Annotated in this window: 1 protein-coding gene; it reads right to left on the bottom strand. The window is 53.6% G+C overall.

Annotation, left to right across the window (positions count from 1 at the left end):
• The coding region (locus tag JW937_07145; protein MBN1587187.1) for a hypothetical protein at positions 1 to 12,553 on the bottom strand (12,553 nt) is incomplete at both ends.

Genomic DNA, 12,553 nt, shown 5'->3' with positions numbered 1-12,553 from the left:
CTCAGGACCTCTTTCAAGGAGGCGCTGTTCCACAGTCCCAATTTGTTCCGTGTTTCCTTCATTAAGCGCTTGGTTGAGGAGTGCCACAAGCGTTCCCGCAGTGAGGTCCTCAGCACTGAGGATATACTGCCCCTGTTCCACAGAGACACTGGCGGCCTGAGTCAAATACCTAGGAGAAATACGCGGGTCTGCGAGCACGAGATGGAGAACGGCATTCAAAGAACGCCTATTAGTATTCTCAGCCACTCCCCGGAATTGGACACTTGCGCAATCCTGAAGGTCGGCATCTGAGGCATAGGGACTTGCCAAGATCACATAAGGATCTGAGGGAGCAAGGAGCTGAAACTCAAGCGCACCAAGCCAAACTTCCACCAAATACTCCAGCATCTGATCCGGCTCCATCCCTTGTGTCTCAGATCTGTAGCGCTCCACCACACTCCAAGCCCGGTTAAACTGTTCCTGCGTAAATTCGCCATTCTCATACGCAGAAGCAATACGGCTGATGAAATCGTGCTCCAACAAACTTGCAACCACGGAAGCGGGCATGGGCGCTGTGCTTTCCAGTGCAGGGGAAAGTCCATCCAGCGCCCGCTGCAAAAACTCTTCTGTCATGTACTCGGGGGTTGAATAGAATGCGCCCGTCCAGATTCCGAGCAAGGCAAGGGCTTGCCGATACAAGGGGCTTATCCCGGCCATTTCAACGGCCAAGTCTCTGGCTTCCGGCCCGAGGCCGCCTCTTGTAAAGAATGAGAACCTATAAGCCAGAGATGAAATCGGATCAAGCTCGGAAGTTTCCAGCAACGCGGCCACGCTGTACAACCCTCTCAATGCAACTTCATACGCATTCCCGGTTTGATCTCCGCTTAACAAAATCCCCAGGGCTCCTTCCTCTCCGATCCTCTCTCTTGCCAAGGCAACAAAGGATTCGGACATGCGCAATAGATCTGAGATAGCTTGAAATTCCTCGTCAGTTGCTGCCTGCGTCATGAAGTGGACCAGCTGCGAATTAAAAGGATCTGAAATGGGAATTTCAATTCCCACTTCGCGTGACAGTGTGGCTATAGAGATCAGCACTTCCACCGGAGTCGATCCATCCTGGGGCAGAAGCACGCCCACGTTGCGCACCCAGGTAATTACCCGAGAATCAAGGTCCGTATCCGCAAGTGAATCTTGCAGGACTTGCTCCCACTGAGCATCGTTGAGAACCACGCTCGCATACCGCAAAATGGGGTCAGCCCAAAATGCAGGTTGGAGCGCTGTTACAGCTTGTTCCGGTGTCCGGGATTCTGAGACAAGCTGAAGAAGCTGGCGACCGGCTTGAGTGTTATTGAGCCTTTCTGTGGCTGATTGGATGATTTCCCGCCGGTAGAACCGATTACTTTCAACACGCTCTTCTGACCGGTCGCGCCAAAATCCTCCGAAAGGATCAGCCTTCAGGTCGTCTCCAATCCCCAAATCAACAAGCCCGAATTCACCACGAGAGAGCACTACCAAGTCTGCAAAACTTGTCCGGTCTGCCTCCACGGCCCAGCTCAGCAAACCGTCGTCGCCAGAGCTCAACAGTATTCGAAAGTCTGCGGGCGTGGTCTCCGGCTGAAGGGCCACTGCATCCAAGGCCCTGATAATCGGAGACTGCCAGTGAGTTTCTAACAGAGCACCCAGCTTGCTTCTAGGCATCAAGCGTTGGGATCTCATAACATAAGGCACCGCATCCGTTGTTGTCTCAAGGTAACGTGCACGGAAGACTTCGGGCGGCACAACAGCAGCAGCAATTTCAAGTGCTGGACTTTGAACCGTAAGCGCTCGAACCTGAAGAGGCGAGGGCATTTCATCCGGATAGCTTTCCCAAAACACTTCAAAAATCCGGACCATGAGCGCAAGAGGATGTTCTTCAAAAGGCCCATCACGAGTCATGTTTTGCCGCATGGCCTGAAAAACAGCAGGACGCTGCTCTGGAGAAGCCAGCAAAAGGACTGCGAGTGTGGTCAGATAGTCTGAGCCTAGTTCAGGAATTGCTGCCAAACGGCTCGTGTCTGTGCGGGTCAAATCAGCAATCCTTAGAGTCTCCAACACCGGTCCCGAGGCCCATTCGGATGATTCCAGAATGCCGTTCAGGACTTCAGCATCTCCCACGCCCATTCTCAGCATCTGATAGGCCATTACTGCAAGTTCCAAATTCACACACGCGGCCAATCTGTCCTCAACAGGTGTGTCCTCCACATGCATCCAGTTGAGAGCAAATAGGGTGTCAAAGAGGGATTCATCCCACTGGCCTGTCTCACGAAGCCTGTCTGCCTCTAAGAACACGTCCTGGAACTCTTCCAACTGATTCAGAAACTCCTCAGGAAACTCCGGTAATCCTTGTTCCGGAACAACCCCAAGATCCAATTCAACCCCAGGCATGCTTTCCGCAACATAACTCAACATAAGCTCCGTAATAAAATCTGCGGCGGGGGATAAGTTGCGATTGCCAATAAAGCGCCAGAGTTCTTCTTCCATTTGAGGGGTCCGCATACGGCTCGATACCACCAGATCACACCAAACCTGGGCAGGCAGAGGAGCATACCCAGCCAGCACGATACGCATCGTAGGAGAAGCCTGCTCCCAAGCACGTAGCACGAGCGCAGGAGTGGCGTTGGGGTGATTGGTCAGCATGAGTAATAGCGTCCCAGTGCCCAAGCTCAACGGCAAGAGATTCTCCAAGGCCTCCGAAGAGAGGTCTTCACTCACAAGTAATGTATCCACAACACTCACAGGCAGAGTGGAGGAAGATACCAGAAGTTCCCTTTCCTCAGCAGAAAGCTCCTGTGAGCTAACGATACCCTCAATGACCTTAACCAATGCTTGATACTCCTGCAGCCCCACATTATTGATGAGGGCCTCATCCATAGCCTGCATGGATTCCAGAAAATCCAGCTGCCTTCCATTCATTCTTGCCACAAGAGGATTATCTTCGAATCGCTGACTTGCTTCGAGAACACGCCGTAAAACTTCCGTTCTCACTTCCGGGCTAAGATCCGGGTGGGTAACCGCATTCCCCACCACCATCCATGAGGAATGTCGAGCGAGCTGCTCCGCCTCCGATCCGCTAATAGTATCGTGATTACGCGCTATTGCCGCCAACACATGCACGGATCGTTCACCGCCCATGAGAAAGCTCAAGGCTTCGGAAGAAGAACTCCCTCCGAAAAGGACTCGGAACTCATGAGGCGCAGTCAGAAGGAAGTTCTGCAGATTAAGCAACGCAGCAGAGTCTTCGCCTTCGTCTGCCGCAAGCTCTGAATATAGATCGGAGAGTTCCCCAATGAAAGCCGGGACAGAGAACAGAGCAAGGTTCTCGTCAAAAAGCTCCCGGTCATACATTGCTTCCAGTTGATAGAAGCCTCCCAAGCCCCGCCAAAATGCGGGCAGGTCCGAAACAAACTCTTCTCCGTTCCGGGAGATACTGAGGGCCACGCCCGCCGGGTCCCAGCCCAATCCCAACGCAGCCCACCGGGATTCCAGACCCGCCACATATTCGTTCAGATCCAGGCCGCCCAATACGGCCTCCAGGGTTGGCCACTGACGCACCATGCGTATGGCTGCTGCGGAATTCTCTTCGCTGGAAAGAAATTGCAGCCGGCCGCTCCCGATCAAGATGGCCATGAGTTGAATTCCCGCGTTGCCGAACACGACCTTGGCAGTCTCCTCGCTACCGGCGGTTGCACCCAAGGCATCGCGGCTGAGCGTCGTAAAGAACAATTGCATCATGAGATCGAGAAAATTATTTTCCAAGGCATGCTTTATCCAACGAGGCACTCGCGGCGCTTGACGGGAATCCAAATAGCCTGCTGTTTGAATACTCCGCAGAGTAGTAAAAGCATCATCAAAATCGACATCCGCTTCATCCAATGGTGCTTCGGGATCATATTCGACACCCTCTACATCCAGGGTCCCGTGCGCATTGAGAGCCTCCATTTCCTCCCGATATAGCTGCTCGTAGGATTTTGTTTGAACCAACCAGAAGACCAATATCTGGATCACCGAGCTATAAAGGTCATCCTCGACAGCAGGGAACCACTCCCCTGTGCGCATGGTCTCTGCGGGTATCAATACATTGCCGTCCCCGTCCACAGCATCCACAAAATTGATATTCCCGTTCGCATCTACGTCCCAGTAAAGGTCCAGCAAGATCTGGCCGTTATCTCCCACGGTAGCATTGAGGCCGGGATCCAGGATGGGCCAAAAGATACGAAGATCGAAGATCCCTGCCCAGGTCGGGCCATCCCTAAATCCAAGGGCCTCCCCCATACTCAGGGTGGATTCTTCACGTCGAGACCCGTCAATCAGCAATTGCTCGATAGTTAAGATAACCGCAGGCAAGTTGATGGCACCGGTGTCTGGGTCTTGATGAAGGCGTGTTGCTTCCGCCACCAGCTCCGGCCAGGTGATCATCGTGTCCCGTTCCTCTAAAATCAAAGCCAAGCGGCCTGCCTGACTTCCCTCAAAGAAAGCCGCCGGCCAAGTAAACAAGGGATTCTCCGGATCACTTCTCCCAAAATAGGGAATCAGCATGCTGATTAAGTCCGATGTATTGATCTCGTTGATCTGAGGAGAGACGATGGCCGCGCCGGCGAATTCGGGGCTGTTCAAGACCTGCAGCACCCCATTGGCAATCGCGGCTTCGGCCTGGGATCGAGTAAAGGCCACATGGCTTGGAGTAACCGCTCCCTCGGCGATGACAGGGAATTGATATCCTTCGGCAGAAGGCAATAAACCAACGACGCTGCGCTCACGTCCCCGCACAAAGTCAGTCATTACCGTGTACAAGATGGACCATCTGCGATTCCGGTCTGCCAAATCCCCATCCGCCTCCCCGCTGTTGCGAATCTGGCTTTCTTCTCTTTCCCAGCCCGGCCGAAGCTCATTCAAGAAGGCCCGCATCATCCTCTGCCGGGTGCCGGGTTTGAGTGTGGCCACATATTGAGCAAACTGAGTAACGAGTTCAGAATGCACTGCTGCAAGCTGGGATACTTCGTCCAAATAGCGCAGGAGCAATTCCTCGTCCTGAAGCAAGGCATTAAAGAAATGATCCAAGGGCCGCGTCTGGCGGATTTCCTGCAGGCCGGTCTCGGAGGCCTGGTTGGACCACAACGGATCTTGACCCGCTTGGTAGAGCGCAGACCACAGTTCCGGTCCCAGGGTGTCCAGGAGGGCCACACCTGCAGGCAGATCCGCAAACACCGCTTCCCAATACTGCCGGGAGCTCTCACCGCCGACTTGGGAGCTGGAAGCCCCGGGCCTGAGCACCCCTTGGTCATCAAAATCTTCCGCTTCGAAGCGAATGCGCTCGTCTTGGACGGCCAGGGCGCTAGCCTGTGTCAAATAGTGGTCGAGAATCGGTCTCTCAACAGCTGAGACCTCCACACTATCCTGGATTTGATCCGGGGTCAGGGTGGAAACCATGTTGGGATCATAGAGAGCCTGGTATTGCAACCAATCTTCTGCCGCCTCCACCCCTGTCAGTGTCCAGAGCAGAAACTGATCGCTGCCCATAGTCTGCGCCAGAAGCAATACCGGAGGCGCCACCATGATGGCTGCGCTAGCAATCAATGACGCGGGCAATACAGTCAACCCCCACATACCTAATGCAGGCCATCTCCAAGGCCTGCCTCTTCCTCTATTCGAAATGGCGCGCCGGATGAGGTTGGAAAGACTCAGAGTTTGGCGAATCGCACCAATCCACACGAAGCCTACTGAAATCACGGCAACGGGAATCGCAAGAAGTCCCCGTGCCGCGATTCCTAAAATCGAAGGCGTGCGCCGCCTGCGCCGGCTGGATTCGGTTTCCTGTTGCCCCATCCCGCGAAAGACCGTGGCCGACCAAAGGCGCCCCACGCCATTGAGCGTGCGGCCAATAACTCCCATCCGACTCAAGGCGCCGGATACGCCCAGGGCCGAACCCGCGCCTCCACTTCCCAGCATCCCCACACCCATGGCTGCGGGAGTTTGTGGTTGAAGCGGTGGTTGAAGTTCAGGACTGCCGCGGGTGAGATTCTGCGGTTGGATCTCCGGCTGAAGCATCGAAGTCTCCTCCCCGGACGCCTCTAGCTCCTGCCGGAGCCCATTGACCCAGGCCTCGAGACTCAGCTCCGGCAAACTGCGACCTAGGGCCACTAAGTCAATATCATTAGAGTAATCGGCATCTGAGTTTCGCTCACGAGCTAGACTGAAGAGCGGTTCTGCCTGCAACAGAAGTTCACTATCTTCATAGCTTAGACTGGTTTCATTGAAGAGTGTGATCAGGGCAGTCCCGATTGGATCATCCCGCAACTGACGCACTGCTTCATCAATCATGGATATCGGAAGCGTAGTTCCACCACGTGCATATACGGTTTGACTCAGAGCAAATACAGATGAAATCGGTTTTTCATCCATACCCAGGAAATAGTTAATTGCCTCAGGCCACTGCCAAGTGAATAAGACAATGTCCATAATCGCCCTATCCGGCACATCTGGGTGCTTTAGAATTTCAATCAAGACATCAGCATCCTGACCATTCCAGATATAGCTATTTATGTAGTACTGGGCAGTCGCCGGATAGTCTTCAACTTTTTCTCTGAGGCTTTGCAGAACTTCTTGAGGATCTCCTTGCAAGCGCACTGAAGCACTAATAGGCCCTACTTCATCAGCTGTCTCTGCCAAAGATTCCAACTCAAGTAGCGGCAAACTTGTTTCAATAAGCTCTGCAAGAGTTCGAAGCCTAGCAACTTGCTCGGAGTTAAGTGTTGGATCTTCTGCCCCAGCTCGAAGTTGTTCCAGCAGGACCTGCGCATTCAATCTGCTAACTGCTATCTCATTACTCAACCTGGAAAATTCCTGAACAAGCTCGATGTCCCCTGGGATTGCATCCAAAATAGTCTGGATATTCTGCGAACCTTGCTGATCATCAACTTCCTGCAATACGTTTAGCAACTCTGCCGGTGACTCACTGTACTCCTCGAGCAAGGCGTTAAAGTTCAACACTGTTCGCTTATCCCCCAAGGCAAATAAGTCATGTAAAAGCTGAACCCTCCTTATCAGGTCAGGGGCAGAGCTTTCAGATACCAAGAGTTTCATAAGCTCATTGAAAGTCTCTTCAATCATTTCAACATATTGTTCCTGGAAGGAACCCTGCACATAGAGAACATCGTGAAGCTCTTCATAGAGGGCAACCACTTCCCGATCGCTAGTCAGTCTCTGAGTCATAAGTCCTCTAAGAAGCAGGGCTCTCGTTCCTATGGGAAGGCCTATTGCCCAATCGATATACGTTTGAATTTCAGGCATTTCTCGGACTTCCATGACAGACCCTTCGCCAACCATTCCCTGCACACCCTGTGTTAAACTAGTATCAGCCTCTGTCAGCGAGTCCATAATGTTCGCACCAAGATCTGTCCTCATACTGGCTGGAACATTTTCTCCACTTTCCCGAAGCGATACGATTCCATACCTTATTTCACGAAGGGCGATGGGAAGAGGGAAATTCGCCAACTGGCCGGAATTGGTGAGAATGTGGGCAATTCCCTGAATCTCGGCTACAGTTTGCCAGAATGAGGTTCTGCTTGATTCAGGAAGGTTCCTCCAAATGCCAATTAAGTCATCCATGGCAATCGTCTCTCCAGAAGCAGCAGAGGCTGCGCTGTGAAAGCCTTGCCAATCCATAACCGTGCGCGCATAATAGTCCCGAAAAGCTGCTTCACTCCCTGAAACAACCGACAACATCTCTGGACTTCCACCTTGCACAATCAGACCTTCGTCGTATTCCCTGAATTGGAGAACCCCCTCTTCCAACAGGCCCCTAAAGAAGTCACGAGCCACATAGGCCAAAAGCACCTTCGATTCGGTCTCCGCCAATCCGGAATAGTCTCCCCAAGTGAAGCTGCGGAAGGCTTCCCTCTCAACACCCCTCTGAATCGCCAGACTGAACCATTTCGGCAACCCTGGTATATATTGTGAGGTCGGATCGAAGTTGACTGATCTGTCGTTCCCCTGGAGAGAGCCCATAAGAGAGCCCTCTCCTTGGAAGAGGCCTATTACTGCCTCTTCACTTGAGAGTCTGGGATCCCAGTCCGGATACAAGGCCTCATAGGCTGCTTGATCCGTCACAATTTCTTCATAACCTTTCATATAGATGTAGCCAGCCATCAGTACAATTCCGATTGAATGGTATAGGTCATCGTCCACGGCCAGATACTCTCTCACAATCCTGCCATTCGGACCGCTTGTGTTGCCGTCCGCATCTACGCTGTACACACTCAGAACAGGTTGGAGATCAGGCCCCACAACAATCCCTCGCCAGAGTGGATCCAACCATGCCATAAACACCCGGTGATCGAACCGGGTACCCATGAACCAAGGGCCATTTGCATCATTGAATCTGGCGCGAGGGCCTCCTTCAATCAACTCCGGAGCCCTGGCCATGGCCTTGAAGTAATGCCCCATGGTCGCCCATGCGCCAAACACATCTACTGTCATCGTTTCTTCGTCAGTATGCAAAATTAGCGCCTGGGCCCATAACTCTCCCAAGGTAATCATTTGATTTCTTTCAGCCACAGTTGTCTCAACCCATTCCAGCAGACGGGCAGCCTTCTGGTCCCGATAAAATGTATCTACGGTAAAATCTGAACGATAACTCACCAACCCTGCTAACAGAGACACATTCGACGCCGTGCCACTGTCTAATGAGGGAATGGTTGCCGTATAACCCTGAGCCACCAAATCCCGAATCGGTGCCGTAAAGGAAGAAAGCATATGCCTCAGACCCATATCAAAAGTCAAACCGATATGGGTAATCTGGATTTCATATCCTTCGGGAATCTCAGGCAAAACCCCCGCCTGCAGTGGCCGGATGACGGCAATAAAATCGCTCATTGCCGCGTATAGACGAAGTTGCTCATCAGTTTGCTGAATTAAAGAACTCGGAACTTCCTGATCCGGGTCCGCTTCCAACTGCTCGCGCCTACCCCAATCATTCCGAAGCTGATCCATTTGAATCTGTCCCAAAGGCCGGCGGGTATTTTCTCTCAGGCTAGCAAAGTGGCGGGAGAATCCGATGATCATGTTGTCATCCTGCTGGGCGAGTTCAGAAAGATACTGCCGATACAAATCAGGCCGCTGGGCCAAAGCATTGAACAGATGATCAAGAGGTCGATTTTCCCAGTCTCTGTCTGCCGCCTGCCCGGCCATCCAGAGCTGATGGATAAAACCCAAGTTAAGGGTTGTGATCAGCGGTTGATCTGTCGGCAACTCATCGAGGAAGCTCTGCCAATATTCCCTAGGATGGGTCTCTGAATAGTCTTCAACCAAAGGGCTACCCGCTAGAGCGTGGGCTCTGGATAGCTCGATTCCCTCGTCAATAGCCCTTTGTACCTCCGACTTAACCCCCTCCTCACCGAACAAGTCGTTTTGTTCAAGGCGATCCTGGATCGCCGGATCTTCGAGCTCCGGCGCTTCGGTCTCTGCAGATCGGAGGGTTTGGAGTGCGGCCATCCAGTAGACGCTGGAATTGTCGATATCCCCCCATGCCTCCAAAAGGCTGACGTCTTTACCCATCCTTTCCAAAGCCCATCTTGCCAAAGGCCGGTAAATAGGCTGGTCGAGGCTAGCAAAGCTTAAAGTAAATGCAGCCACAGCTCCGGAAATCAGCAGCGCAGTACCGACAATCCTAAAGGCAACTCCCATTGCAAAACGCGCCGCTCTACTACGACCAGATCTGCCTCTCACAATCCTTGACGCCGCTCCCCCGAATCCTTGCCAGACCATCCACTTCGGAGCCGTCCAGAAGAGGAACCTCCCCACCCCCAAGAGGCCAGCGCCCACACCCAATCCCATCACCGCGGGGGTGTGTGAGGCATGATTCTCTTGAGTTACTGTGGTTTGTTCGGAAGTGAATTGACCCGGCGCTTCAACCTCGTCTGCAACTTCGACTTCTTCTGTTTCGGAAACAGTTTCGTCTTCAGTCTCCGCAACAGGAGCAACCGTGACCGTAGTCGGCTGAAGATTGGGATCCATTATTTCCGGAACGAACTCCGGGGTTTCGGGTCCCAAGTCCAGGTCCCAGTTCTCGGCAATTTCCTCAATGTAATCAAAGAAGAGCTGGGTGCGCGGGTCGTCGTTGTCGTACAAAGCTCTGGAGTCTCTCATCAAAGTAAGGACTTCGGTCAAGTCGCGCAGCTGGTCCCCGTTTTCGTCGAGCATGAGTTGCCTGAAGGACCAAAGCGGATCGCTGAAGAGGGCTTCCATGGCCTCGGGATTCGCCAAAATGTCTTCCCAGTTGAATTGCTGGCCGCCAAACAGCTCCTCATAGTTTTCAAGCGCTTCGCCCACTCCCGCCTCTGTGGCAAATTCATTGAAGCCTGCGAAGAATTGCTGGTACTGCGCCCGGGTGAGGGCCTCTTCGTCTGTGCCGCGCACGATATTGGCAATGGGGCCCCCCGTATGCATTGCAACCATAGCCACTGCGGAGGCTCTTTCAGCCAAAGTGACTGGATCTTGTGGAGTGACAAGATCCAAGGGATGAAGGGAGGCAAAGGAACGCTGGAAGGGATCGCTCGTTGGGAGCGGGACCTCTGTGCCGCTTTCTTGAACGGCTCGGGCCACCAAATCCCGGTGTTCTTCAATACGGATACGGCCCAGGCTGGGACCGGCCCGGGCCTCCACCCGGCCTTTGCCTAAGATCTGGCTCAAAGCGTCGGTGTGCCACCAAGTCAGAAGCCTCTTTCCCTCATCCTGCACTTGGGTGGCCAGCTCATTTTGAGGCCAGGTCTTGACCACGAGCGGATCAAAGGCTTTTTCATGCTGCACATTGGCCTCGGCATCCAGAAAGTCTCCCTGCGCGCGGCGAAGGCTATGCGCCAATTGAGCTGTCCAAACCTTGTGCACATCGGCTTCAGGAACAGGAATTCCCTTGAATCGCGCGAGCACAACGTCTTGGTCCCCGGCAGAAATACCTTCCGGCAAACCCAATCCAAAGGAAATGTTTTGACCCACAGAATAGGCCTGGAGATGCGTGCCTTCCTGCCACTGAATATTTCCCAAAGTGAACTCTTTGCCCTCAGGCACTGCAATCTTAGTGCCCTCAAACCCAAACACCAGATCACGGCCATTGATTTCGATAAAACCCTGAGCCCCGTAGAGTCCCGGCTTTCCTTCCAGATCCCAAATGTCGATGTCGGTACGGCTTGTGGGAGCGACCTCATCTTTTCCCTTCATGGCGTCTAATAGCTCTTCATCCATGGAGCTCGTGGGGCTCCACCGGGCCACGATCATCAGCTGCTCTGAACCGCGCTCTGCCTCTTTAAAGCCCTTGGCCACATGAAAACGCCCCTCAGCATCCTGTCCAAGCAAGGCACCTTTCCGTACCACAAAACTTTCGCCGGTACTGGCGGAGGAAACGCTCATGTCCTCCAAAGAAACCCAACCATTTTCCGTGAGTTCCAACTGGACCCGGCCCGCGGCATCCCCGGAATGGCCGGTATGAATCACGACCGGACCCTTGGTGCGAATGTGCAGTGAATTCAGATCAGCATCGCTCACACCTTCTGGAATAATGAATTCGAGCTCAAGCGCCCGGTCGTCTTTTCCGATTGTGCACCCCCTTTGCACTAAGGCACTCATCATCAGCAATTCTTGTCTTACGCCTGCAACCGGGCCAAGGGTTTGGAGCTGTTTCTCCATCTGGCCACGCAGGTTTTGGAGGAAATCGGATTTCACGGATCTCTTTTCTTCTTCCGGCTCCGGCCTTGCAGGGGGCTCGGCAAGCGCAGTCTCCGGGACTTGGGGTAATCGCAAACTGAGGGCCCCGGTCTCTTCGGCCACAAATTCTGTGCCCTTGAGCGCAGGGTTCGCCTTTTCCGTAAAGGCTCGGAGCAGGGCCGCCTCCCCTGCAGCCTTTTGGTCGCCCATGTTCCGGGCCATTCGAGCCTCGCGGATCTGGAGTGCGCGCTCGATCACCGCCATCAAGAGCTCTTCCACCGCCTGAAGGCGTTCGTGCAGCACGAGCCGATCTGCGGCCTCCCGGAGCAAGGGTTCTGCCTCCACACTCGTCGTTTGGAACCACGGAGAAACTGCCATGCCCAGCGCATCGGAAATCCCTCTGAGGCGCTCCAGAATCTCTTGCTCTTGAACATCAACCACCGCGATTACGGATCTCAATAACAAGAGTTGCCTCAGAGGCTCTGAGCCTTCCTCAAAAACCAAATCCTCTGAGAGAACGCTGTCCCAGAAATCCCCCATGCCTTCTGCATCGTTCAGCACATAGGCCACTGCTCCTGCCCAGCTTGATTCCGGTTCTTGGATACTTTCCTCAAAAGCTGCACGCAGAAAGCGCCGCCCTGTGAGCAAGAAATCGCCTTTTCTCCAAAGCCCGGCCTGCAAGTCTCCGAGATCTTCCCGGATTTGCATATTGATCACGCGCCGGCCATAGCCGCGATTGCGTTCGTCCCGCGCCAAGCCTTCGTTACGCCCTTCATGAGCGCGCTGCATCTCGGCCACGGCTTTCTTGACCAGAGAAATCACCTCGGGGTCGCTAAGGGGG

Source organism: Candidatus Omnitrophota bacterium, assembly GCA_016929445.1.
Classification (GTDB): domain Bacteria; phylum Omnitrophota; class Gorgyraeia; order JAFGIU01; family JAFGIU01; genus JAFGIU01.
Note: the sequence above shows the minus strand (reverse complement) of the source record. Positions and strands in the feature narration are given on the sequence as shown.